The 24,728-nt window shown below is 30.9% G+C and carries 27 protein-coding genes, 1 tRNA gene, 2 pseudogenes and 1 riboswitch; of the genes and pseudogenes, 13 read left to right on the plus strand and 17 right to left on the minus strand.

Annotation, left to right across the window (positions count from 1 at the left end):
- Positions 1-8: 8 nt before the first annotated feature.
- Positions 9-515, minus strand: a complete 507-nt coding sequence (gene ribH, locus PG912_RS04095; RefSeq protein ID WP_260585073.1) for a 6,7-dimethyl-8-ribityllumazine synthase — start codon at positions 513-515, stop codon at positions 9-11.
- Positions 515-1,297: a tetratricopeptide repeat protein gene (locus PG912_RS04100; RefSeq protein WP_275688574.1), complete on the minus strand. Its 783-nt coding sequence runs from the start codon at positions 1,295-1,297 to the stop codon at positions 515-517. The genes ribH and PG912_RS04100 overlap by 1 nt, the downstream gene beginning before the upstream one ends.
- A gap of 114 nt (positions 1,298-1,411) precedes the next feature.
- Between PG912_RS04100 and recF the strand changes: the two genes are divergently transcribed.
- Both recF and PG912_RS04110 read left to right on the plus strand, forming a co-directional pair.
- A complete protein-coding gene (gene recF, locus PG912_RS04105) occupies positions 1,412-2,491 on the plus strand; it encodes a DNA replication/repair protein RecF (RefSeq protein ID WP_275688575.1) in 1,080 nt (359 codons plus the stop codon).
- A gap of 84 nt (positions 2,492-2,575) precedes the next feature.
- Positions 2,576-2,872 carry a DUF721 domain-containing protein gene (locus tag PG912_RS04110; RefSeq protein ID WP_260585076.1) on the plus strand — a complete coding sequence of 99 codons (297 nt, stop codon included), beginning with the start codon at positions 2,576-2,578 and terminating at the stop codon, positions 2,870-2,872.
- A 24-nt stretch (positions 2,873-2,896) separates the two neighbouring features.
- Here PG912_RS04110 and PG912_RS04115 read toward each other — a convergent pair whose 3' ends face one another.
- On the minus strand, positions 2,897-3,298 hold the full coding sequence (locus PG912_RS04115) for an ACT domain-containing protein (protein ID WP_275688576.1): 402 nt from the start codon (positions 3,296-3,298) through the stop codon (positions 2,897-2,899).
- A gap of 232 nt (positions 3,299-3,530) precedes the next feature.
- Positions 3,531-3,950 (minus strand): nucleoside-diphosphate kinase, encoded by a 420-nt coding sequence (locus PG912_RS04120; protein ID WP_275688577.1) that lies wholly within the window; start codon positions 3,948-3,950, stop codon positions 3,531-3,533.
- 93 nt (positions 3,951-4,043) lie between these two features.
- Between PG912_RS04120 and PG912_RS04125 the strand changes: the two genes are divergently transcribed.
- The 5 genes from PG912_RS04125 (at position 4,044) to PG912_RS04145 (ending at position 8,023) form a co-directional block, all read left to right on the plus strand.
- Entirely contained in the window at positions 4,044-5,072 is a 1,029-nt protein-coding gene (locus PG912_RS04125; RefSeq protein WP_275688578.1) for a DHH family phosphoesterase, read from the plus strand.
- Positions 5,062-5,586 (plus strand): gliding motility-associated peptidyl-prolyl isomerase GldI, encoded by a 525-nt coding sequence (gene gldI / locus PG912_RS04130; protein WP_275688579.1) that lies wholly within the window; start codon positions 5,062-5,064, stop codon positions 5,584-5,586. Before PG912_RS04125 ends, gldI begins: the two co-directional genes overlap by 11 nt.
- A 13-nt stretch (positions 5,587-5,599) precedes the next feature.
- Positions 5,600-6,325 carry an FKBP-type peptidyl-prolyl cis-trans isomerase gene (locus PG912_RS04135; RefSeq protein WP_275688580.1) on the plus strand — a complete coding sequence of 242 codons (726 nt, stop codon included), beginning with the start codon at positions 5,600-5,602 and terminating at the stop codon, positions 6,323-6,325.
- Between the two features lie 89 nt (positions 6,326-6,414).
- On the plus strand, positions 6,415-7,425 hold the full coding sequence (locus tag PG912_RS04140) for a peptidylprolyl isomerase (protein ID WP_275688581.1): 1,011 nt from the start codon (positions 6,415-6,417) through the stop codon (positions 7,423-7,425).
- Positions 7,426-7,462: 37 nt separating this feature from the next.
- Positions 7,463-8,023 carry a phosphatase PAP2 family protein gene (locus PG912_RS04145; protein ID WP_260585083.1) on the plus strand — a complete coding sequence of 187 codons (561 nt, stop codon included), beginning with the start codon at positions 7,463-7,465 and terminating at the stop codon, positions 8,021-8,023.
- A 142-nt stretch (positions 8,024-8,165) separates the two neighbouring features.
- Here the strand turns inward: PG912_RS04145 and PG912_RS04150 are convergent.
- A tRNA-Ser gene (locus PG912_RS04150) sits at positions 8,166-8,250 on the minus strand.
- 310 nt (positions 8,251-8,560) lie between these two features.
- On the opposite strand from PG912_RS04150, the gene aroC reads away from it, so the two are divergent.
- From aroC to PG912_RS04165, 3 genes are read left to right on the plus strand one after another with little or no spacing between them, the layout of a single operon-like run.
- Positions 8,561-9,622 carry a chorismate synthase gene (gene aroC, locus PG912_RS04155; RefSeq protein ID WP_275688582.1) on the plus strand — a complete coding sequence of 354 codons (1,062 nt, stop codon included), beginning with the start codon at positions 8,561-8,563 and terminating at the stop codon, positions 9,620-9,622.
- 6 nt (positions 9,623-9,628) lie between these two features.
- A complete protein-coding gene (locus PG912_RS04160; RefSeq protein WP_260585085.1) occupies positions 9,629-10,165 on the plus strand; it encodes a Crp/Fnr family transcriptional regulator in 537 nt (178 codons plus the stop codon).
- A gap of 53 nt (positions 10,166-10,218) precedes the next feature.
- Positions 10,219-10,761 carry a DinB family protein gene (locus PG912_RS04165; protein ID WP_275688583.1) on the plus strand — a complete coding sequence of 181 codons (543 nt, stop codon included), beginning with the start codon at positions 10,219-10,221 and terminating at the stop codon, positions 10,759-10,761.
- A 49-nt stretch (positions 10,762-10,810) separates the two neighbouring features.
- On the opposite strand, the gene PG912_RS04170 is transcribed toward PG912_RS04165, so the two are convergent.
- The 4 genes from PG912_RS04170 to PG912_RS04185 all read right to left on the minus strand — a co-directional run bounded on the left by PG912_RS04170 (position 10,811) and on the right by PG912_RS04185 (position 15,013).
- Positions 10,811-12,433: a pyruvate dehydrogenase complex dihydrolipoamide acetyltransferase gene (locus PG912_RS04170; RefSeq protein ID WP_275688584.1), complete on the minus strand. Its 1,623-nt coding sequence runs from the start codon at positions 12,431-12,433 to the stop codon at positions 10,811-10,813.
- A gap of 3 nt (positions 12,434-12,436) precedes the next feature.
- Positions 12,437-13,432 (minus strand): pyruvate dehydrogenase (acetyl-transferring) E1 component subunit alpha, encoded by a 996-nt coding sequence (gene pdhA / locus PG912_RS04175; RefSeq protein ID WP_275688585.1) that lies wholly within the window; start codon positions 13,430-13,432, stop codon positions 12,437-12,439.
- 213 nt (positions 13,433-13,645) lie between these two features.
- Positions 13,646-14,251 carry a hypothetical protein gene (locus PG912_RS04180; protein ID WP_275688586.1) on the minus strand — a complete coding sequence of 202 codons (606 nt, stop codon included), beginning with the start codon at positions 14,249-14,251 and terminating at the stop codon, positions 13,646-13,648.
- 96 nt (positions 14,252-14,347) lie between these two features.
- On the minus strand, positions 14,348-15,013 hold the full coding sequence (locus tag PG912_RS04185; protein ID WP_275688587.1) for a M15 family metallopeptidase: 666 nt from the start codon (positions 15,011-15,013) through the stop codon (positions 14,348-14,350).
- 230 nt (positions 15,014-15,243) lie between these two features.
- On the opposite strand from PG912_RS04185, the gene PG912_RS04190 reads away from it, so the two are divergent.
- Positions 15,244-15,531 carry a hypothetical protein gene (locus PG912_RS04190; protein ID WP_260585092.1) on the plus strand — a complete coding sequence of 96 codons (288 nt, stop codon included), beginning with the start codon at positions 15,244-15,246 and terminating at the stop codon, positions 15,529-15,531.
- A gap of 48 nt (positions 15,532-15,579) precedes the next feature.
- Here PG912_RS04190 and PG912_RS04195 read toward each other — a convergent pair whose 3' ends face one another.
- From PG912_RS04195 to PG912_RS04230, 8 genes and pseudogenes are all read right to left on the minus strand, one after another.
- The gene (locus PG912_RS04195) at positions 15,580-15,966 is read right to left on the minus strand and encodes an acyl-CoA thioesterase (RefSeq protein ID WP_275688588.1); all 387 of its coding nucleotides are present in this window, start codon (positions 15,964-15,966) and stop codon (positions 15,580-15,582) included.
- A gap of 63 nt (positions 15,967-16,029) precedes the next feature.
- A pseudogene (gene metE, locus PG912_RS04200) lies at positions 16,030-18,346 on the minus strand (5-methyltetrahydropteroyltriglutamate--homocysteine S-methyltransferase).
- A 188-nt stretch (positions 18,347-18,534) separates the two neighbouring features.
- Positions 18,535-18,726: riboswitch (cobalamin riboswitch) on the minus strand.
- Between the two features lie 258 nt (positions 18,727-18,984).
- Complete coding sequence (locus PG912_RS04205) at positions 18,985-19,680, minus strand: hypothetical protein (RefSeq protein WP_275688589.1); 696 nt, start codon at positions 19,678-19,680, stop codon at positions 18,985-18,987.
- Positions 19,681-19,928: 248 nt separating this feature from the next.
- Positions 19,929-20,435, minus strand: coding sequence for a nuclear transport factor 2 family protein (locus PG912_RS04210; protein WP_275688590.1), 507 nt, complete (start codon positions 20,433-20,435; stop codon positions 19,929-19,931).
- Positions 20,436-20,450: 15 nt separating this feature from the next.
- Positions 20,451-21,779 (minus strand): MFS transporter, encoded by a 1,329-nt coding sequence (locus PG912_RS04215; protein ID WP_275688591.1) that lies wholly within the window; start codon positions 21,777-21,779, stop codon positions 20,451-20,453.
- Positions 21,780-21,832: 53 nt separating this feature from the next.
- A complete protein-coding gene (locus PG912_RS04220; protein ID WP_275688592.1) occupies positions 21,833-22,429 on the minus strand; it encodes a PspC domain-containing protein in 597 nt (198 codons plus the stop codon).
- On the minus strand, positions 22,422-22,766 hold the full coding sequence (locus PG912_RS04225; RefSeq protein WP_260585280.1) for a PadR family transcriptional regulator: 345 nt from the start codon (positions 22,764-22,766) through the stop codon (positions 22,422-22,424). Before PG912_RS04225 ends, PG912_RS04220 begins: the two co-directional genes overlap by 8 nt.
- 18 nt (positions 22,767-22,784) lie before the next feature.
- Positions 22,785-23,213 carry a DUF4870 domain-containing protein gene (locus PG912_RS04230; protein WP_275688593.1) on the minus strand — a complete coding sequence of 143 codons (429 nt, stop codon included), beginning with the start codon at positions 23,211-23,213 and terminating at the stop codon, positions 22,785-22,787.
- 155 nt (positions 23,214-23,368) lie between these two features.
- Here PG912_RS04230 and PG912_RS04235 point away from each other — a divergent pair.
- Both PG912_RS04235 and PG912_RS04240 read left to right on the plus strand, forming a co-directional pair.
- A pseudogene (locus PG912_RS04235) lies at positions 23,369-23,825 on the plus strand (DUF4442 domain-containing protein).
- Positions 23,826-23,873: 48 nt separating this feature from the next.
- Positions 23,874-24,674 carry a TIGR00266 family protein gene (locus PG912_RS04240; protein ID WP_275688594.1) on the plus strand — a complete coding sequence of 267 codons (801 nt, stop codon included), beginning with the start codon at positions 23,874-23,876 and terminating at the stop codon, positions 24,672-24,674.
- Positions 24,675-24,728 lie beyond the last annotated feature (54 nt).

The raw sequence follows: 24,728 nt of genomic DNA on the forward strand, positions 1-24,728 counted from the left end.
TATGATCTCTAAAACCCTAAAGAGCCTTTAGGTCTTTCTAGGTTTTTAATAGCAGCCATTTTTACAGCAGCTACAGCACATTCAATACCTTTATTTCCTAATTTTCCTCCAGAACGATCTATAGATTGTTGCTTAGTGTTGTCAGTTAAGACACAGAAAATAACAGGAACATCGTATTTAATATTTAAATCTACAATTCCTTGTGTTACTCCTTCACAGACAAAATCGAAATGTTTTGTTTCTCCTTGAATTACGTTTCCAATAGCAATAACAGCATCTACTTTCTGAGATTCTATCATTTTTTTACAGCCGTACACCAATTCAAAACTTCCTGGTACATCCCAAGAAACAATATTACTTTCTATTGCGCCACAGTCTAAAAGTGTTTCAATAGCACCTTTTTGCAGGTTACCAGTAATTTCAGGATTCCATTCTGAAACAACAATCCCAAATCGAAAAGATTTCGCATTTGGGATTGAAGCTTTATCGTAATATGATAAATTTGTTGTTGCCATTATTGAGCATATTTTGCGCTGTTGATATATTTTTCAATATCTCTACCTTGATCAGTAGTAGCGTATTTTTCTTTAATGCTTGTATATAATTTTTCAGCAGTACTGTATTCCTTTAAGTCCATCGCAATTTGAGCTGCTTTGAATAAAAATAAAGGAGATGTAAAGTCGTTGTCTTTTTTGTTGGCTGCTTTTTGGTAATAAGCTAAAGCATCTTCAGGTTGATTAATATCAGCAAAAGCATCCCCGATAGCACCTAAAGCAGTTGGACCTAATAATTCATCTTCAGAATTAAAGTCGCTTAAATACTCGATTGCTTCTTCGTATTTTTTCATTTTTAAGTAAGAAATACCTGCGTAGTAGTTTGCTAAGTTTCCAGCTTTAGTTCCACTAAATTCAGCAGATATATCAGTAAAACCATATTTTCCATCACCACCAGTTAATCCTAAATTATATAAAGAGTCTGCGGCAACACCTGCTGAAGTACTTGCTTTATCAAAGAAACTTCTTGGGTAAGCTAATTCGTTAGAAGCCTCTTTTTCATTTGGCTCTGAAACAAAATTAGTATAGGCTAAATATCCTAAAATTAAAGCCGCTACAGTTATCAATCCATAAAATAATGGTTTGCTGTTTTTTTCAATCCATTGTTCTGATTTGTTGGCTGTATCGTCTAAAGTATTAAATACTTCGGCAGTAGTACTTTGAGATTCATCAAAGTTTTCTACTTCTTCTTGTGCAAACTTTTCTTTTTTAGGTTTATAACCTCTTTTCTTGTATGTAGCCATAATTGCTTAAAAATTAGTGGCGACAAAAATAGGTTTTTAAATTGGATTTTAAAAATCGGTTATTCGTAAAAAATTTGATAATTTGCGCTTTCTTTTTCGAAACAATTCTCATTCATGTATTTGCAGAAAATATCACTAGTAAATTTTAAAAATATAGAAACACAAACCTTTGATTTTCAGAAGAAAATAAATTGTTTTGTGGGAGATAACGGAATTGGAAAAACCAATGTGTTAGATGCTATTTATTATTTATCTTTTGCAAAAAGTTATTTTAATTCGGTCGCTGGACAGAATATTCGTCATGGTCAAGATTTTTTTATGATCGAAGGAGATTACTTATTAGGCAACAGAAATGAGAAAATTTTGTGTTCTTTAAAAAGAGGTCAGAAAAAAATGCTAAAAAGAAACGGTAAGGCTTATGAAAAGTTTTCTGAGCACATCGGTCAGTTACCTTTGGTAATTATTTCACCTGCGGATAGAGATTTAATTGTTGAAGGAAGTGAAACTCGTAGAAAATTTATAGATGGTGTTATTTCTCAGCAAGATAAAAACTATTTACAAGGTTTAATTTCGTATAATAAGATAATAAGTCAGCGTAACGCATTGTTAAAGTATTTTGCAGCAAATAGAATTTTTGATGCCTTAAATTTAAAAGTGTACGACGAACAATTAGTTGAGTACGGAACCGTTATTTATAACAAAAGAAAAGCTTTTTTAGAGGAGTTTGTGCCTATTTTTAATGAAAAACACCAAATTATATCGGGCGCTAAAGAAGAGGTGAATTTACGTTATAAAAGTCAGTTACACGATTTTTCTTTAACAGATTTGTTTGCGCAAAGCTTAGAGAAAGATAGGTTATTACAATACACGTCGTCAGGAATTCATAAAGATGATTTAAATTTCGAAATAGGAGAATATCCGATAAAAAAATTCGGCTCTCAAGGACAACAAAAATCATATTTAATAGCTTTAAAGTTAGCGCAGTTTGAGTTTATAAAAAAGCAATCTAACGTAACTCCGATTTTATTATTAGACGATATTTTTGATAAATTAGATGAAAATCGTGTTGCACAAATAGTAGATTTAGTAAATAATGACGCTTTTGGACAGATTTTTATTACCGACACACATTTTAATCGTACCGAGAGTGTTATCAAAAAGAGCAATCAAGAATATCAGATTTTTAAATTATAATGTCATGGATAAGAGAAAACGGTGAAGCAATTATTAAAAAAGTTACTTCATTTTGTTAGTAATGACGTATTATCATAAATAATTATGGCAAAAAGAGAAAGCGATAGTCTTTCAATGAAAGATTTATTGGGGAGTTATATAAAAGAAGGAAACTTACATAAAGGTTTTCAAAAAATCCATATAGATGAAGCCTGGGGTAAAATGATGGGGCCAGGCGTGGTATCTTATACAAGTGAAGTGAAATTGCAAAACGGAACTTTAATAGTTAGTTTAACTTCATCAGCTTTAAGAGAACAATTAAGTTACGGAAAAGATAAAATTATAACTATGATTAATGAAGAAATGGGAGAAGAGCTAGTAAAAAAGTTAATGTTAGTATAATAATCTCCCCAATTTGTGGTGTTTTTATCGTTGGTTTTTAGATAGCTCTATTAAAACTTTAATTGCTTTGTTAGCATCTTTTTTATCAACGAAAATATGATCGTGATAATAACCAGCAATTACATTGCAGCTAATATTGTTTTTTGCTAATTCAGTTGAAAAAACAGCTGTTAAACCTACAGCATCAAGAGATGAGTGAATCATAAGTGTAATCCAAGAAGCAATATATTCATAATTTAAGCTCAGTTTATCTGCTTTTTCTTTCTTAATAACAATAGTTGTTCCTTCCTTTTCTTTAAATTCACAAATAGTATCTTTCCTATCAATTATACTAATGTCTTTTACTGTAGAAAACACATAATCCCCATCCATCAATTTAGGTGTCATTTTTTTTATTAATTCAGATAAATTTGTTTCTCCAGCCATTTGATTTATATTTAATGAGCTAAATTAGTATTTTTATTTTTCTAATTATTTTTTAGTATGCATACTATTAAATAAGCTCTAATTGTACTGGTTTGTTTTAGAGGTAAATTAAAGAGTATAAAAATGTTAAAATGATTTTTGAAACAAACCTGTAAAAAGATTAAAGTTAGAAGCATAAAAAAACTCGTTACTGTACAGTAACGAGTTTTTTTATATTTTAAGAAGTTAGCTCTTAGAACATTTCTCTACCAGAAAAATGGAAAGCACCTTCAATAGCAGCATTTTCATCAGAATCAGATCCGTGAACAGCGTTTTCACCAATAGAAGTAGCAAACATTTTACGAATAGTTCCTTCAGCAGCATCAGCAGGATTTGTAGCACCGATTAAAGTTCTAAAATCTTCAACAGCATTGTCTTTTTCTAAGATAGCAGCAATAATTGGCACGCGAGTCATAAATTCAACTAATTCACCAAAGAAAGGACGTTCGTTGTGCACAGCATAAAAAGCTTCAGCATCACGCTTAGTCATTTGAGTTTTTTTCATTGCTACGATTCTAAAACCTGCAGCATTAATTTTGTCTAAAATTGCACCAGTATGTCCGTTTTCAACACCATCTGGTTTAATCATTGTAAAAGTTCTATTTGTTGCCATCTGTATTTTTTTTAATAGTTATACGTGTGAACGTCACACAAAATCGGCGCGAAATTACACAATTTTTTTAATTTAATTGTATATTCGCCACTTATGATTTTAAAACACTTTACAGAACTCAAAGAATTTTTATCACAACCTAAAAAAATTGTGATCATTGGTCATAGAAATCCAGATGGTGATGCCGTTGGCTCTACTTTAGGATTAAAACATTATTTAGATAAAAAAGGACACACTGCTCAGGTGGTTATGCCGAATGAATACCCAGATTTTTTACATTGGATTCCTGGTTCAGATACCGTATATCGTTTTGATCACCAAAATAAGCAAAGTGTTCGGTCTTTAAGTAATTCAGAAATTGTATTTCTTTTAGATTTTAATGCATTACACAGAGTAGGAGGTGATATGCAGAATACTTTAGAGCAATATGGGAATGATTTTGCATTGATAGATCATCATCAACAACCAGACGATTTTACCTATATGTATTCTGATACTATAATGTCATCAACTTGTCAAATGGTTTATAATTTCATCGAAATGATGGGTGATGTTGATTTGATTGATAAAAACATAGCTACCTGTTTATATACAGGTATTATGACCGATACAGGTTCGTTTCGTTTTAGATCTACCACAAGTACAACACACCGTATTATTGCAGATTTAATAGATAAAGGAGCTGAAAACGATAGAATACACAGTAATGTGCTTGATGCAAATTCATACAGTCGACTTTTATTGTTGGGGCAAGCATTAAGTAATATGAAGTTGTTGCCAGCATATAAAACAGCGTTTATAACTTTATCCGAAGAAGAAAAGAAAAAGTTTAATTACGAAAAAGGAGATACAGAAGGGGTTGTAAATTACGCGCTTTCTTTAAAGGGAATTGTATTTGCGGCTATTTTTATTGAAGATAAAGAGCAAGGAATCATTAAAATGTCACTTCGTAGTAAAGGGAAGTTTTCTGTAAATCAGTTTGCTAGAAACCATTTTAGTGGTGGCGGACACGACAATGCTGCTGGTGGTAAAAGTTTAGAGTCGATGGAAGATACGATTGCAACATTTACAGCGTTATTACCTAATTATCAAAAAGAATTAGCAGCGTCTTATGAAGTTTAATATAGTTTTTTTCTTACTAGTTGTTTTAAGTATAAGTTCTTGTAAAGAGCCTGAAGCAAGAAGGCCTAAAAAACAAGGAACCGTTAATTTTTATAAAGAAGTTGTTGCTAAAAACAAAAAACTAAATGCTTTAGAGAAAGAGCGATTAGAAAACTTTATTTCTAAAGATACAATTCATAAATATATAGCTTCAGAAAGTGGATTTTGGTATACTTATGTTGTTAAGGATACTTTAAATACCGTAAAACCTAAATCGGAAGATCTTGTTTTGTTAAGCTATAATGTTTCTGATGTACAAGGAAATATTATTTATCAGAATAAAGAAAGAAATTATAAAGTAGATAAAGAAGATTTTATTCCTGCATTACAAGACGGAATAAAGTTGATGAAAAAGGGAGAAACAATTACATTTGTAATTCCGTCTTATAGAGCTTTTGGTGTTGTAGGAGATGGAAATAAGATAATTGTAAATCAACCAATAAAAAGTACTGTAACATTAATCGAAATTAAATAACAAATAAATAAAAATGAAATTAACTAAAATTTTAGCAGCAGCAGTTGTAACCTTATCAATTGTATCATGTGGTAACAGTCAATTTGAAACCAAAAAATCATTAACAACAGAAATAGATTCTGTAAGTTATAGTTTAGGATTAGATATGGCTAATAAAATTAAAATGAATTTTGACGATATAGATCAAGGTTTATTTGTTCAAGGGTTTACAAACGGAATGGACTCTACCAATCTGCTAGTTGAATCTAAGGATATTCATAACATTTTAAGAACATTTTTTCAGAAACAACAACAAGAAAAAATGAAAGAGCAACAAGCGGCACAAGCTAAAAAAGCAGAAGCTGAATTTGGAGGTAATAAAACTGCGGGAGAAAAATTCTTAGCTGAGAATAAAGTAAAAGAAGGTGTGAAAACTACCGATTCTGGTTTGCAATATATTGTTTTAAAAGAAGGAAATGGTGATGCGCCAACAACAGCTTCACGTGTAAAAGTTCATTATCATGGTACATTAACTGATGGAACTGTTTTTGATAGCTCAGTAGATAAAGGTGAGCCAATAGAGTTTGGCGTAACACAAGTTATTAAGGGGTGGACAGAAGGATTACAATTAATGAAAACAGGCGCTAAATATAAATTCTTTATTCCACAAGATTTAGCTTACGGAGCACAACAAAGAGGTGCTGTAATTAAGCCTTTTTCTGCTTTAGTTTTTGATGTAGAGTTACTTGAGATCAAGTAATAAAAAGATAAATAACTAAAATACAATTAGGTTAGTACTCGTTACTAACCTAATTGATTGTTTATAAGAGAATCTTAAAATAATAATAAATGAAATTTTATAAAGTTTTAATAGCAATTTTAGTATTGTTTTCAGCTTGTAAATCTGTTAAGTATCCAGATTTAGAAAATGGATTGTATGCAGATATACAAACAAATCGTGGAGATATCTTAATAAAGTTACACGAACAAGAAATGCCAATGACGGTTGCTAATTTTGTGTCGTTAGCTGAAGGAAACAATCCGAAAATGACTGATTCTTTAAAAGGAAAGTCATATTATAATAATACAAAGTTTCATAGAGTTATTAAAGATTTTATGGTTCAAGGAGGTGATATTACTGGTACTGGTAGAGGTAATGCAGGTTATAGATTTGGAGATGAATTTCCGATGAATGAAAACGGAGAATTAATTTATAAGCATGATTCACCAGGAGTGTTATCTATGGCGAATTCAGGAAAAGCAACAAACTCTAGTCAGTTTTTTATAACGCATAAAGAAACGCCTTGGTTAGATGGTTTGCATTCGGTTTTTGGTAAAGTATTGTTAGGGCAGAACATTGTTGATTTAATAAAACAAAACGATTATATCAATCAAGTAGAAATAATAAGAGTAGGTAAGGAAGCTAAAAAATTTAAGGCAGTTAAGGTATTTGAATATGAACTTACGAATGTAGCAAAGAGAGAAGCTGAACGTGAAGAAATAATAGCAGAATTAAAACGTAAATTCCAAGAAGAAAAAGGAATTAAAGAAGCTGTTGAAACGGATTCTGGTTTAAAAGTATTACAATTGGAAAAAGGAACTGGTGAGAAAGTTAACCCAGCTATTCCTACCACAGTTCATTATACGTTGTTTTTGGCTGATGGAAAAAAAATAGATTCGAGTTTAGATAAAGCTACTCCATTTACATTTATAATTAATGATCCGAAACTACCTTTAATTACAGGTTGGAAAGAAGGTGTGAAGAAAATGAAAAAAGGGGGTAAATCAAGGTTTTTTATACCTTATTATTTAGGATACGGAGAAAGTGGTTTAGGCCAATTATTGGAAAGACAGATTTAGTTTTAGAAATAGAAGTATTAAAAGTAGGTAAATAATTTTGATAGAAAATATTATACAAAAAGACAAAGAGCTTTTAATTTATTTAAATAATTTAGGAAGTGAGCAATGGGACGGACTTTGGTTGGTAATAACGAATCAATTTTACTGGATTCCTTTTTTTATATTTATTCTTTTTTTAGTTTTTAAACATTTAGGATGGAAAAAAGGATTGTTTACAATGTTGTTTATAGCGGCTTTAATTACTTTTTCAGATCAGATAACAAATGTTATTAGAGGTGTTTTTGAGCGATTACGACCAAATAATGATCCAGCGATTAAAGATTCATTAAGAACGCTTATAAGACCTCAGAGTTTTAGTTTTACTTCTGGTCATGCAACAACATCTACAGTTATTACTGTTTTTTTAATCATGCTTTTAAGAAAACACGTAAAGGCTATTAAGTTTTTGATATTTTTCCCATTAGTTTTTGCTTATAGCAGACTGTATTTAGGAGTTCATTTTCCTATTGATATATTATGTGGTTTTATAAACGGAACAGTAATAGGATGCCTTGCGTATAAATTATATGAAATTATATCAAGAAAAATATTTGATTAATTCTACTCTTTTGTAATGTAAATACTTAATATTAGAAAAAAAATAAAACGATCTCTACTTTTCTAAAAGTAGAGATCGTTTTATTTTTTTTGAGTTTCATTTTAATGCATAAAAAAACCCGAAGCATTTGCTTCGGGTTTTGCGGAGAAAGAGGGATTCGAACCCCCGATCCTGTAACAGACAACGGTTTTCAAGACCGCCGCATTCGACCACTCTGCCATTTCTCCTGACATGCATATCAAGTATGTTCTGATTGCGGGTGCAAATATACAACCTTTTTTCACTTCTAAAAAACTTTTAGTTGATTTTTTTATGGAAATTTAGAGTGATTAAAAGCTTTTGGAGGTAATTGTTTTGATACCAGTAAGTTTGCTCTGAAAAAATAAATATTTTTTTTCTGTAGATTGTATTTTAGTATCTTCATTTTTAAGATTTGTATTAATATTTGGAGTTTTTAGGTTTCTTTTTAGATAATTATGATTCAAAAATTATAGTTTTAATCGCAAATAAATTACTTTCGTTTAAAATAGAGAGCGTATGTTTAATTCATTTGGAAATATATTAAAACTAACCACTTTTGGAGAATCACACGGAATTGCAATAGGAGGTGTTATAGATGGTTTTCCGGCAGGAATGGAAGTTGACCTTAGTGCGGTTCAAAAAGAATTAGATCGCCGTAAGCCAGGGCAATCTAAAATTGTAACCCAACGTAAAGAACCAGATATGGTTGAATTTTTGTCAGGAATATTTGAAGGAAAAACAACAGGAGCTTCTATTGGCTTTCAAATTAAAAACACCAATCAAAAAAGTAAAGATTACAATCATAATACCAATGTATACCGTCCTTCTCACGCAGATTATACCTATGATAAAAAATATGGGATTAGAGATTATAGAGGTGGCGGTCGTACATCAGCTCGTGAAACTGCTAATTGGGTAGTTGCGGGTGCTTTGGCAAAGCAATTAATAAAGCATATTAATATAAACGCTTTTACATCATCCGTTGGTGATGTTTTTATGATGAAACCTTATCAGGATTTAGATTTTACGAAAACAGAAAATAATGCTGTTCGTTGTCCTGATGAAGTGTCGGCAGAAAAAATGATTACTAAAATTGAAGAAATAAAAAAAGCAGGCGACACTATTGGAGGAACAATTACATGTGTAGCACAAAATATGCCTATTGGTTTAGGAGAACCTATTTTTCATAAATTACATGCAGAGTTAGGTAAAGCTATGTTATCAATCAATGCTGTAAAAGGTTTTGAGTTTGGAAGTGGGTTTTGTGGAGCAAAAATGCAAGGTTCTGAACATAATGATATCTTTAATGAAGATGGTACAACACAGTCGAATCTATCAGGAGGAATTCAAGGAGGAATTTCTAACGGAATGGACATTTACTTTCGTGTAGCTTTTAAGCCAGTGGCTACCATTATGCAAAATCAACAAACAATTAATTCGGAAAATGAGTTAACCGAAATACATGGTAAAGGTCGTCATGATCCTTGTGTTGTGCCAAGAGCGGTGCCAATAGTTGAAGCTTTAACAGCGTTAGTTTTAGCAGATTTTTGGTTGTTAAATAAAATGAGAACGATATAGTTTATAATGAGTTTTTATGAGCAGCTTTTAAAAATTCTTTCATTAAATTGGGAAGATCAGATAGTAATAAAGAGAAACGACTTTTTAGTAACTAAAGGAAACATAAGTACGCAAATGTATTTTGTTGAAGAAGGTAGTTTACGTGTTTTTATTAATGATGAAGAGGAGGATCATACAATCCGTTTTGGATATAAAAATTCATTAATAACAGCGTTAGATTCATTTTTAACAGATAAGCCTACCGATTTTTATATTCAGGCATTAAAAAAAAGTACTTTAAAAGTAATATCTAAAAAACGTTTTAATGAAGTGATGCAATCTTCCGCAGAAAATAAAAAAGTGTGGGAACAGATGTTGCAAAGTTTTGTGTACCAACAAATAGAACGAGAAATAGATTTAATAACTTTTTCTCCACAAAAACGTTTTGAAAGAGTATTGCATCGAAGTCCGCAGTTATTTCAAGAGATTCCATTAAAATACATTGCCTCCTATTTAAGGATGACACCTGAAACGGTATCTAGAATTTTAAAAACTCTTGATTAGCCTCAAGAATTATCAATTTTAAAATCATCAACTTTGAATAAAATTTAGTAGATATGATTTTAAAATCTGAAGAATTAATAAATGACTTAAAAAAGTATGTAGAAAATCACATTACTTTTGTCGAATCAATAAAAAATATTTCTGAAGAAGAATTACAGCAAAAAGAAAACAAGTCTTCTTGGTCGGCGGTAGAGTGTATAGAGCATTTAAATTTATATGCGGCGTTTTACAATCCAGAAATTAAGGGTAGAATTAAAAAAGCAAAACAACAATCAAACCCTAATTTTAAACCTGGTTTTTTAGGTAATAAATTCTCTTTAGATATGTTGCCGCAAGAAAAAATGAAAACAATGGATACCTTTAAGAGTAAAAACCCGATACATTCTTCACTTGATGTTAATGATGTTTTAACTCGTTTTATAGCGTTTCAAAAAGAGCTTTTACAGCTGTTAGAGTCTTCTAAAAAAGTTAATTTAACTAAAGTGAAAACATCAATAACATTGCCTTTATTAAAATTTAGATTAGGTGATACTTTTCGATTTACAATTTATCATAACGAACGACATATTGTACAAGCAAAAAAAGTCTTAAACTAAAAAAAGCTCGCAAATTGCGAGCTTTTTTTTATAGAATATTATTGAAAAACTATGCTAACATTGTAACAGGGTTTTCAATAAATGTTTTTAATGTTTGTAAAAACTGAGCACCAACTGCGCCGTCAACCGTTCTGTGGTCACAAGCTAAAGTTAATTTCATAGTGTTACCAACTACAATAGCTCCGTCTTTAACAACAGGTTTTTGTATAATGGCTCCAACAGATAAAATTGCTGAGTTAGGTTGGTTTATAATAGAAGTAAAACTTTCAATACCAAACATACCTAAATTAGAAACCGTAAAAGTACTACCTTGCATTTCTGTAGGAGTAATTTTCTTATCTCTTGCTTTACCTGCTAAATCACGAACCGAAGCTCCGATTTGAGTTAAGCTTAAAGCATCTGTATGTTTTACAACAGGTACCACTAAACCTTCATCAACTGCTACTGCAACACCAATGTGAATATGACTATGGAATAATGTGTTATTGTCTGTCCAGCTAGTATTTACATTTGGATGTTTTTTTAATGTCATAGCACAGGCTTTTACAACCATATCGTTAAATGATACTTTAGTATCAGGAATCGAATTAATTGTTTTACGAGAAGCCATTGCATTGTCCATATCTACTTCAATATTTAAGTAGAAGTGAGGTGCAGAGAATTTAGAATTTCCTAATGCTTTAGCTATTGCTTTACGCATTTGAGAATTTTTAACTTCTGATGTGTTTTCTTCTCCGGCAACAGCAAAATTTGTTACTGCAGATGGAGTAGGAGTATTCGTTGTCGCCGAGCTAGGTGTTACTTGTTTTGCAGAAGGAGTATAGTTTTCTACATCCTTTTTAACAATACGTCCGTTTTCACCAGAACCTTTAATATCAGCTATGTTAAAACCTTTATCTTTTGCTATTTTTTTAGCCAATGGAGAAGCAAAAATTCTTTTTCCTAAAGAAGTTGTTGTAGTTACAGCAGTTTCTGTAACAGCTTTAGTTTCTTCTTTTGTTGTTGTATCTTCGGTTTCCTTTGTAATAACAGTGTTTCCTGATGCTTGAGCAGCTAATACAGTAGCAACATCTGTTCCTTCTTTACCAATAATAGCAAGTAGTGTATCTACAGGAGTGGTTTGTCCTTCTTCAACACCGATGTGTAATAGAACACCTTCGTTAAAAGATTCGAATTCCATTGTCGCCTTATCAGTTTCTATCTCAGCTAAAATATCACCTTCTTCAACTTTATCACCTACATTTTTTAACCAAGAAGCTACAGTACCTTCTTCCATTGTATCACTTAAACGAGGCATGTTTATAACAATTGCACCTTCGGGCATTGTTATAGTATCATTTTGTGATGTAACTGAACTATTTGTAGTTTCAGATTTTGTTTCTTCTTTAGCTTCAGAAGTTGTATTTCCGTTTAATAAAGCAGAAATATCTTCACCTTCTTCACCAATAATAGCTAACAAAGTATCTACAGGAGAAGTTTCTCCTTCTTGTACTCCAATGTATAATAAAGTTCCTTCGTTAAAAGATTCAAACTCCATTGTCGCTTTGTCAGTTTCAATTTCAGCTAAAATATCACCTTCTTCAATTTTATCACCTACATTTTTTAACCAAGAAGCTACCACTCCTTCTTCCATCGTGTCGCTTAAGCGAGGCATGTTTATAATTATAGCCATGGTTTACTTAGATTTTATAAATGGATAATCTTCTTGTTCGTATACCATATCTTGCAATTGATTTAATTCTGGATATGGAGAGTCTTCAGCGAATTTTTCACATTCTTTTACTGAATCTTTTACTTCTTGTTTAATTGCTTCTATTTCGTCGTTAGAGGCGTATTTGTTTTCCTTAATGATGTCTAAAACTTGTGTAATAGGATCAATTTTTCTGTATTCCTCAACCTCGTCTTTTGTACGATAGTGTTGCGCATCAGACATTGAGTGACCTCTATAACGGTATGTTTTCATTTCTAAGAAAGTTGATCCTTCTCCACGACGTGCTCTTTGAATAGCTTCATCAACAGCTTCGGCAACTTTAATAGGGTTCATTCCATCAACAGGACCACAAGGCATTTCGTACCCTAAACCTAGTTTCCAAATATCAGTATGATTTGCAGTTCTTTCAACAGAAGTTCCCATGGCGTATCCATTGTTTTCAACAATAAAAATCACTGGTAATTTCCAGTTCATAGCCATATTAAAGGTTTCATGTAAAGAACCCTGACGAGCTGCTCCATCACCAAAACAACATAATGTTACAGCATCATTACCTTGGTATTTATCACCAAAAGCTAATCCTGCTCCTAAAGGAATTTGACCACCAACAATTCCGTGACCACCATAAAAACGGTGTTCTTTAGAGAAAATATGCATAGAACCTCCCATACCTTTAGAGGTACCGGTAACTTTACCATATAATTCAGCCATTACACGTTTAGGATCTTCTCCCATACCAATTGGTTGCACGTGATTACGGTAGGCAGTAATCATTTTATCTTTAGATAAGTCCATTGCGTGCAATGCACCTGCTAAAACAGCCTCTTGACCGTTATATAAGTGTAAAAAACCTCTTACTTTCTGTTGAATGTAAACAGCAGCTAACTTGTCTTCAAACTTTCTCCAAAATAGCATGTCTCTATACCAGTTGATATAGGTTTCTTTGGTGATTTTATTCATTATATATTAGTTGTTTATTTAAAGTTTGTTTGTTTTACGTGTTTTAAAACGTAACTACAAAAGTAAGTAGTTTTTGGTAATTTTAAAAAAGTTCTTGTTAAAAGTTACAGTAAGGTTTTTTTAGTACTAAAACCTGCTCGTATTAATCTTTCTGTTTAGCTATTATAATTGATGCTTTTGCACCAGTAGCTAGGTTCCATTGATTGGTTGAAATTAACGATCCGGCTTCGCTGTAAATTTTAAAACCAGCGGTATTTGGCCCGAACTACCTTGGTTTATAGCTAAAATTTCGATAGTATTTATACCTTTATCTAAAGGGATATTAAAAGATTGGTAATTTTGTTTAAGAATTAGGTTGCTAACCACAGGCATATTATTGATAAGAATGGTTACTTTATCGCCATCAGGATACTGAAAATCTCTGCAAATAATAGTTACACTTTTAGATTTTGTACTAAAACTACCTAAATCTTGATCGATGATAGGGTATTGGTACATTCCATTTATCTTTTGAAAAGCTTTTAAGTAGCGTTCTTCCGATATTTTTGCTTTCGTTAAAATACCTTTATTGGCTAAATTTCTTTCAGCTTGTTTCTTTTTTAAATCTTTTTGCTGTTTGTTATGCGCAGTTTTAAAACCATCATTATTTTTAAAATCTAATGAAGTTGGTTTTTTAACTTCTTTTGCTGGAGCGGTTATAATACCAAAAGAGGAGTTGTTGTCTTTTTTATTTTTAAATGAACCATCAAGTTGCGCAAAACCATAAGAGTTTACACAAAGTACACATACAAATAAAAAATAATCTAAGCTTTTTTTCATATCAAAATAAATATGAGCAAATATAATGCCGATGTTTTTTTTTTTTCTAAACAAAGCGTTAAAAATTAGTTCGTTGAAATAAAAAATATAAATAGTTTATTTAACAGGAAAGCTAAAATAAGTTTTAGGAAAAGGTTCGTGGCGCAAAGTAAAATGCCACCATTCTTTACTATATGACCTAAAATTATTTTTATTCATTATTGTTTGTAATAACTGTCTGTTTTTTTTCTGATGATTGGTTAATTTAGGGTAAGCAACATGAGATGATACACCAAAAAAATCAAACGGACTTCCCATATCTAACTCTTTTTTTGTTTTTAAATTGATAATTGTTAAATCGACGGTACTACCACGAGAATGCCCAGACCTAGACGATATATAGCCTTTTTTAAATAAGTGTCTCTTATTTACACTTGGGTAGTATTGGTGTTTCATTAATGTGTCATTAATAACACGAGCCCATTTTACAAAATGATTTACAGCTCTTTGTGGGCGGTATGCATCAAAAACTTTAAGACTTAATTCTTTTTTTAATAACTCGGCTTGTACTTTTTTTAATGCTTTTGCTGCTTGCGTAGTAATAATAAGTACATTTTTTTCATAACCATTTATAGATGTGCCAATAAAATTATTGTCAGAACAATATCTAAGTTCTTTTTTTACCGTAGGAATTACTTCTTGAAGATAAGAAAAACCATTTGGCAATTGTTGAGATTGAACAAGAGCAGAAAAAAATAATAATATAAAAATAATACATTTCATAGGGTAAAAATAAGAAAATGATTTTAAAAATATTCGTTTAAATTAGAGAGTTTATAACCAAAGATGAGTATTTAGGTGTGTGTTTTGTTATGTGTGTTATTTTAAGTGATTTGTTGTTGAATTGTAATTGTTAACATATGTTTATTGTATTATAGTTGTTTATTTAGTATATTTACTGAGTATTATATTTTGTATACTTATTAGAGAATAACCTATAATCCCCCAGTTATATGAACACAGTTAACAACGTCCAAATTATTGAAAAAGAACAAATTAAATTTTTAACTTTTTCAAAATCAGAAGTTTTAGGTAAAAAAGATGATCAATTGAACCGATTTTTAGATTTAAAAAGAGCTTTAGCGCTTGGTAATCTTGAAAAAGGAAAGGTAAGAATTACCTTTGTAGATGACACAGGTTTAAAAATGGTAGAAACTACTATATGGGCATTGACAGAAAAGTCGGTTATCTTAAAAAAATCAACAATTATTCCGTTACAAAGAATTTTAGGAGTCGCTTAAATAGTAAAAAAAACCTCACTTTATAAAGTGAGGTTTTTTTGTGAAAAATTAATGATGTATAGAAATGGCTTTTTTATCCGTGTCAATAGCTACAAATGTAAATGATCCTTCTATGGCTTTTTCTCTTTGCTCACTATACATTTGTTCAATATAAATAGCTACATTTACTTTTAAGCTGGTGTTTCCTACATGAATAACAGTACCAATTAATTCTATAATCGTTCCAGCCGGAATTGGTTTTTTAAAATCAATCTTATCACTACTAACCGTTACCATTTTTTGCCGACTAAAACGGGTTGCGGTAATAAAAGCAACTTCATCCATAAGATGTAATGCAGTGCCTCCAAAAAGAGTATCGTAATGATTTGTCGTGCTAGGAAAAACAGCTTTAAAAATACGTGTTTCTGATTTTTTAATTTTTTCGTTAAAAGTCATTTTAATATATAAATAACCCAAGGTGCATTAGTTTTGGGGATGGGTTTGCACCTTGGGTAGGGGTTATTTACTTTGATAATTTAATTGCGCTTCTTTTGCAGCAGCAACCATTTCAATTAAAGCTTTTTTAGTTTCATCCCAATGACGTGTTTTTAAACCACAATCTGGATTTACCCATAATTGATCTCCAGGAATAACTTTTTTTGCTTTTTCTAAAAGTAGTACCATTTCTTTTTTTGATGGAACTCTTGGAGAGTGAATGTCATAAACACCTGGATCAATTTCATTTGGATACTTAAAATCAGCAAAAGCATCTAATAATTCCATTTGCGAACGGGAGCATTCAATAGTTATTACGTCAGCATCCATGTCTGAAATATTTTTAATAACATCATTAAATTCAGAATAGCACATGTGGGTGTGAATTTGAGTTTCATCCTTTATGCCACTAGCTGATATTTTAAAAGCATTTACAGCCCATTGTAAATAGTTTTGCCATTCTTTTTTTCGCAAAGGCAAGCCTTCTCTAATGGCAGGTTCATCAATTTGAATAATATTGATACCTGCTTTTTCTAAATCAACAACTTCATCTCTAATTGCTAAAGCTATTTGGTTACAGGTTACGTTGCGAGGTTGATCGTTACGAACAAAAGACCATTGTAAAATGGTAACAGATCCTGTTAACATTCCTTTTACCAATTTTTTTGTTAAAGATTGGGCAAAGTTAGTCCAATAAACAGTCATTGGGTTAGGTCTATGCACGTCTCCGTAAATAATTGGAGGTTTCACGCATCTACTACCATAACTTTGTACCCAACCTTTTTTGGTAAAAGCAAAACCAGCCAATTGTTCACCAAAATACTCTACCATATCATTACGTTCAAATTCTCCATGAACTAGTACGTCAATATCAATTTCTTCTTGCCAGCGAATAGATTTTTCGGTTTCTTCTTTTAGTAAAGTATTGTATTCTGAATTAGAAAGTTCTCCTTTTTTTAAATCGAGCTCTCCAACTCCTAACTTCTTTTGTTTGCGGAAAAGAACCAATAGTTGTGGTTGGAAATAGCGGTAAGTTTAGTGCTTTTTTCTGTGATATTTTACGAACAGAAAAAGGATTATTTCTTGTAGCGTCTTTTAATGTTATTGCATTTACTCTATCTTTTACTTTTGTGTTATGAATAAGTTTAGAGGTAGTGCGGTTTTTTATAGCTTCTTTATTAGCAGCTAATTTAATTTTAGCTTCCTTACTTACATTTTTAACGCTTAATGTTTTTAAAACTACAACTTCATTTATTTTTTGCTTAGCAAAAGCCATCCATTGTTTAATTTCAGGTGATAAAGTTTTTTCATCAGTTTCTAAATCTAAATCACATGGAGTATGTAAAAGTGAGCAAGATGGAGCAATTAATACACGATTTTCTCCAATTTTATCAATTGCTTTTTTAATGAAAGATAACGATTTTTCGAAATCATTTTTCCAGATATTTCTACCGTCAACAACACCTAAAGATAAGCTTAACTGTTTAGGGAATGTATTTAAAACATCGCTTAATTGCTCAGGGTTACGAACTAAATCAATATGTAAAGCACATACGGGTAATGAGGTTGCTAGGGATACATTGTCCTTTAAACCATCAAAATAAGTAGCTACTAGTATTTTTAATTTAGGAAACTCTTTTTTTAAAGTTGCGTAAACATGTTGATACGCTTCTTTAGTTTTTTTATCAATATCTAAAGCTAAAAAAGGCTCATCAAACTGAATCCATTCGGCACCTTGTGCGGTTAATTCTTTTAAAATATTAATGTATACAGGTAAAAGATTTTCAACTAAATCAAGTTTGTCAAAATTTTCTTCTTTTTCTTTTCCTAAAAGTAAATAAGAAACCAGTCCAATAATTACAGGTTTAGGATTTATACCAATTTGTTTTGCCCCTACAAATTCGTTGATAATTTTGTTTGAAAAAAGTTTAAATTCTTGATTTTTATAAAATTCAGGAACTATGTAATGGTAGTTAGTGTCAAACCATTTGGTCATTTCCATAGCAGTAATATCAATACCATCTTTTTGATATCCTCTGGCCATGGCAAAGTATAAATCGAGTTCGTTAGTCGATTTTTTTAAAGCTATTTCGTTGTATCGCTTTGGAATAGCACCAACAGTTAACGACATGTCTAAAACTTAATCATAATAAGAAAAATCATTGCAGGGAATTAAATCGATTCCTGCTTTTTGTTGAGTTTTCCAGTTTTTAATGGTAAGATTTCTTCCTACGTTTAGCAATTCATCTGCCAAAATTTTGCCTGACCAATATTGCTCGCAGGCTTTTTTGAGTTTTCTGTTGCTACCAATTCGCGGATAGCCAAGATTGTGCGTTTGCATTTTCTTTTAACTTTAAATGATTAATAAATTAGTTAAAAGCTCTTTTAAGCACTTCGCAATGCTTTTTTGAGAGAAAAATTAAGAAAGAAAATGCATTTTAGGAGCTAACAAAGCGTAGCTGTCCCTTTCAAGTTGGTTGACTTGTAAAATATGCATCTGTCTGACTAAAAGCTTCAAATCGCGAAAGCATTGTCAATTCGGAATAGGCAGGTCTCCTGACTTGTAACAGTTTTATTTTCCTTCCCATTTTAATTAAAAAACAGTGGATTTTTAGTAATAAAACCTTTGGTGTGTTACTTACAGTTGCGCGACAGTTCGTGATTTGCACACGATTCCCTATTAATCTACAGCTAAGTAAAACCTTTCCGGTTGATGAAGTATGTAAAGAACTTATTGGGGTCAAATGTAACTATAATTTTAAAAGAATAGCTTTTTTTATTTAGGATAAGTATAAGTTAGTTTTTTTATTAAGTAGTATTTTTTTGTAAATAGCATAAAAAAGCCAAAGCAATTAAGCTTTGGCTTAGTAAACTAATAAAACCAAGTATTAGTATCATTGGAGTTAGCTATAACAAATGAACTAATGTTTTTAGTAAGAACTGTATTTTAATGTAGGCTAATAACTTTTTTAGATCTCATTAGTAAGTTCTTGTTCCTGACCAATTACCTTCTGTATTTGATTGGCTATTATTCCAAATTCCGTTTATTTTATTCCCATTAATATTTCCAGAAAAATTAGTTCCAGTTGAGGTGGTTCCAGTAGTTATTATAGTATTGTTTACTTCCCCTTCTGCTGTGAAATTTATATTTGCATCTAAACTATGAACTAAAGCTTTAAACTCATCTTGATAAATGATAGCATTAAATATACCTGTTTGCTCTCCATTATATGAGCCTTCAAATAGCTTTACGACGGCATTTGATGTTTCTTTTATAGCAATTATAGAAGCATTTGAATGTCCGTTTATAGCTAGTTCTGTAAAAGTTGGATTGTTTCCATCCGAAGAAACGGAAAAAGTAAAAGTGTCATTACCGTTTTCAAAAACTATATTGGTTGCTTGGTTTTCTTGAACTGTTTGACTCGTTGTATAATCATATTGCATACCATCTATTGTTAATTTTGCAGATATTGTATTGTCATTATTAATGTTTACAATAATTATTCCGCTAGAACCAACAAAGATACCTTTATATATACCAAAGTTGTTGTTGTCAAATTCAGCCATTGCCTCTGAAGAATTAATGAATTCATTATTTGAATCATTGTTATCTGAACAAGAAATAATAAATAAGCTTAAAAATAATAAAATTGTTAATGTTAATTTTTGTTTCATGTTTTTTGTTTTAAAATGTTAGTTTTTTGTTTAATTATAACCAAACAAACTTATGATATAACTTTTTTAAGAAGAAGTATCAAGTGATAGCTAAGTTCTGTAAAATTTATTTTAAAAACAAACTAAGTTTTACATATAAAAAAGCCAAAGCAATTAAGCTTTGGCTTAGTAAACTAATAAAACCAAGTATTAGTGTCATTGGAGTTAGCTATAACAAATGAACTAATGTTTTTAGTAAGAACTGTATTTTAATGTAGGCTAATAACTTTTGTTATTTTCCATTGTTTGTTTTTTTGTTTCCAAATAACAATAAATTTACTGGGAGTTGATTTTGCATTAGGCTCTTGATTATTGTAAAATTTATGATAGCCAATTTGCACTGCGCCGTAATTTTTTATAGGATATACTTCAATGCTTCCTTTTATTAAAGTTCGGGTTACTTTGCCACATATGTTTTTTTCTAAAGTTTTTAAAAGGTTACTTTTAGAAGTTGATAAACCTCCTTTGTCATGAAAAAACTCTAAATCTTCATCATACAAATTTGCTTGGGTTTTCATATCACAAGTATTGTAAGCGGTAAAATAAATGCTATCCATTTTTACAATTTCATTGTGTAAATTAAGATCTACAGCTTTGTAATTCGGAATTTCATCTACTTGTGCATTTGTTATTAAAGAGAATAATAACGCATACAATAGCGTAATTAATTTTATGAAAAAATTACCTTTAAAGAAAAAATCGAAAATAGCTCCCATAGTTTTTGTTTTTGATTACCAAGTTTTAAAGGCTATACCTCTGTGTTCTTGATTATAAGTTCGTCTAAAACCTTTAGAAATGTCATTTAAAGTATTGTTAGAGATTGTTAATTCTCCTCTATAACCATCATTACAGTTTATTCTTAGCGTAACTTTATCTATTTGATTATTGTTATTGTATTTAGAATCTACAATATTAATGTCAATGTTTTTTTTGTTTTTAAACCATCTAACTAACTTCTCTAATTCTTTTTTAGTGGTTTTTTTACTGATAATAAACTCAGCTTTTACATCGTTAATAGTGCTATCGAATAAAAAACTTACATCTTCATCGTTGTCAGAATTCCAATCATTATCTTCATCGTTATCCTCGTTGCTGTTCTCAGAACCACAATCTGTACAATTAAAACCTTGAGAAGTCATTTTAAAGTGATGGTTCCCCATATCTCGATCGTAAATATCTTGAGTATTCTTAACGTCATTTAAAAATCTTCGAGACGAGCCTTCAAAATATATTACAGTTCCTTCAGGAATAAAAACGGTTGCTTTAACTTCTTCATCTTTCCATATGTTTTTATATTCACTTAAAAAGAAAGCGTCAAAAACAATTGTGTTGTTTGCTGATTTAAAATTATACTGAATCGCCTCTGCATTATCGTTGGCATTATTACGTTTTCTTCCTTCGGATGTTTTTTTAATTTCGATATAAGCATTACCAGTTTCACTTTTACGAACATCAATATTTATATCGTTAGAATATTTCATTTTTGTGTCGTTAAAATCAACACTTATAGCGTTGTTTCTATTACGTAAGTTGTGATTGTAATAGATGTTATCATCATTAACAACTCTAATTTTTAAAGGGTCACTTTTTGTGTAAGTAATACTTTGTTTGCTAACATTAGTACCATTATAAGCATGTGTTGTAGCATATTCAATTCCAGAAAAAGCAACAGCTAATAATGAAACCAACCACACACCTAATAATGTTAAAATAGCAGCGGTACTTAATTTTTTAACATTAGGAGACAATATTCTTAAACCTAAAATAAATAAAACGATAAAAGGTATTCCTATTAACATAAATAATGAAATAGATAATAACCATTTTGGTAGTGCTGAATTATAAAAGAAAGGAGGATAATTAACAAATTCATTGTCAACATTTAAAAACTCTAAACTACCTACAGAAAAAACACCTAAAAGTAAAGAAACAATAGTTATACCAGCGATAAATATTAATAATACACCCATAAATTTACCAAACACTTTAAATAATGTCAGTAAAATTTTACCCATAGTATCTATAAAATCTTGAAATCCTGATTTTGTTTGTGCGCGCAATTTTTCATAATCTGCACTCGATATTTTGTCTGTTAAATCACTAGCACCGTCTTTTAATTTTGATGATAAAGATTCAAACTCGTTACGAATTTTTTTTCGATGTTGTCAATATTTACAGCTTCGCCTTCCATCTGTAATTTCTCTGTAGTTGTTGTTGCTTCAGGTAGTAAAATCCAAAGGATAATATATGCTAAAGGAGAAAACCCAGAGGCTACTAAAACGATAAAAGCAATTCTAATCCAAATAACATCAATACTAAAATAATGAGCGATACCAGAACAAACACCTCCTAAAAACTTATCATCACCATCTCTAAACAATTTTTTAGATGATTGCTTTCTTGATTTTGTATTGTATGAAGAGTTATCATTATAATTTTCTTCAGCTTCAGCATAGTCTTCAGGTTGTCCCATAATTGTGATAACCTCTTCTATGTCATTCTCATTTATAACCTGTCGAGCATCTGTAATTCTTTCAGATAATAATTCGCTAATACGAGCTTCAATATCTGATATGATTTCATTTTTTCCTTGAGGATCATCACTTAAAGAGCGGCTAATGGCTTCTAAATAACGTTTTAATTTCTGATAAGCAATTTCATCTATATGAAAGAAGAATCCACCTAAGTTTATATTTATTGTCTTATTCATTTGTAGTTGATTTTGTACTTGTTACTAGGTTTACTGCGTTTACTAAATTACTCCACGTTTTGTTTAGCTCTTTTAAAAACATTCCTCCGTTTTCAGTTAAAACATAATATTTACGTGGTGGTCCTGAGGTTGATTCTTCCCATCTATAGCTTAGTAGTCCTGCATTTTTTAAGCGGGTTAGTAGCGGATAAATAGTTCCTTCAACCACAATCATTTCTGCACTTTTTAGTGTTGATAGTATTTCAGAAGTATAAGCATCACCATTTTGTAAAATTGATAAGATACAGTATTCTAAAACACCTTTACGCATTTGTGCTTTTGTATTTTCTATCTTCATATAATGCGGTTTATGAGGTTATTTTATAAAATTAATTGTAAAAGGATATTTGTATGTTTCTCCTTTATTTGCTTTCATTGAAGCGATAATGATTAGTGCAATTTTAATAAGTGAAACAATACTTACTAAAGATGCAATACCAATAAAACCAAAGAGACCATTGTATGAATGATGTCCCCCAAAGTCAATGTCAATTCCATTAAAAACATCTAAAAAACTTCCGAAAAAGAATGAGAAAAAAGAAGCGCTTAAAATAAAAATATATAAACCAAAACTAACGTTAAAGTTTACAGCTTCTTTTCCGTGTTCATCTAAAAAGTTACTTTTATCTTTTAGTGTTTGCCATAAAACTAAAGGTGTTACAATACTTCCTAGTGGAAATAAATATCCAGCGAAAGCAGATATATGTATTAAAAAAGCATTGGTGTTTTCGTTGTTTCGTTGCATGATTAAATATTTTATATAATACTTGACTATGCAAATATATGTCTTTAAAAAGGTATTGTGCAATACATAGTACTGTATTTAACATTTTTTTAACATTTATTATGTTTTAGGAAGTGTTGAAAAAAAGCTTTAAATTGCCCATAAATACTGATAAAATGAAGTTTACACCACGAAAAATAAATTTTTTCACCTTATTTAAATTGCCTTCAGCTTATATCTGCGGAATTAAAGTAAAATCAATTTCTGAAGAGAAATCTTTGATAACGGTAAAGCATCGATGGATTAATCAGAATCCTTTTAAGAGTATGTTTTGGAGCCGTTCAAGGAATGGCTGCAGAATTAGCTACCGGAATATTAGTGATGCAATCTATTGATAAATCTAAAAGAAAAGTATCGATGTTGGTAACTAACATGAGTGCAACTTTTACTAAAAAAGCAACTGGTAGAATTGTGTTTGAGTGTAATGATGGATTGGCAATTAAAGAAGCAATTCAAAGATCGGTTGAAACTGGTGAAGGACAAACAGTTTTAGTAACTTCAGAAGGTATAAATAAAGAAGGGGTTTCAGTATCTAAGTTTCAGTTTGAGTGGAGTTTGAAAGTGAAACCGTAACAAAAAATAAATTTATACGTCTAATTATTGAATATTAAAACTTAAAAGATGAACGCACACGAAATAGATTATCGCATTTTCGGAGAAGAAATGCAGTATGTAGAAATTGAATTAGACCCGCAAGAAGGAGTTGTTGCTGAAAGCGGAAGCTTTATGATGATGGAGGCTGATGTGAAAATGAGTACTATTTTTGGTGATGGTTCTAATCAAGAAACAGGTTTGTTAGGGAAAATATTCTCGGCAGGAAAAAGAATTCTTACTGGTGAGAGTTTGTTTATGACAGTTTATACTAACGAAGGTAGGGGTAAAAAACAAGTTTCGTTTGCTTCCCCATATCCAGGAAAAATTATACCGATCGACTTGTCAGAGTTCGATGGTAAATTTATCTGTCAGAAAGATGCTTTTTTATGTGCAGCGAAAGGAGTTTCTATTGGTATAGAATTTTCTAAGCGACTAGGGAGAGGTTTGTTTGGAGGTGAAGGGTTTATTATGGAAAAGTTAGAGGGAGACGGAATGGCTTTTGTGCATGCAGGTGGTACAATGGCTAAAAAAGTTTTACAAGCGGGTGAAATTTTAAAAGTAGATACGGGTTGTATTATTGGTTTTACAAAAGATGTGGATTATGATATTGAGTTTGTAGGCGGAATAAAAAACACTGTTTTTGGTGGCGAAGGCTTATTTTTCGCGAAACTTCAAGGTCCAGGAACAGTATATATTCAATCATTACCTTTTAGTAGGTTAGCGGGGCGTGTGTTAGCAATGGCACCACAAACAGGAAGAGGAGATAAAGGAGAAGGTAGTATATTAGGAGGAATAGGAAATATTTTAGATGGTGATAATAGGTTTTAAAAGTGTATATAATTACCATAAAAAAAAACCGCCAATTGGCGGTTTTTTTATGCT

This window comes from Tenacibaculum retecalamus (assembly GCF_027941755.1).
In the GTDB taxonomy this organism is placed as follows: Bacteria; Bacteroidota; Bacteroidia; order Flavobacteriales; family Flavobacteriaceae; genus Polaribacter; species Polaribacter haliotis_B.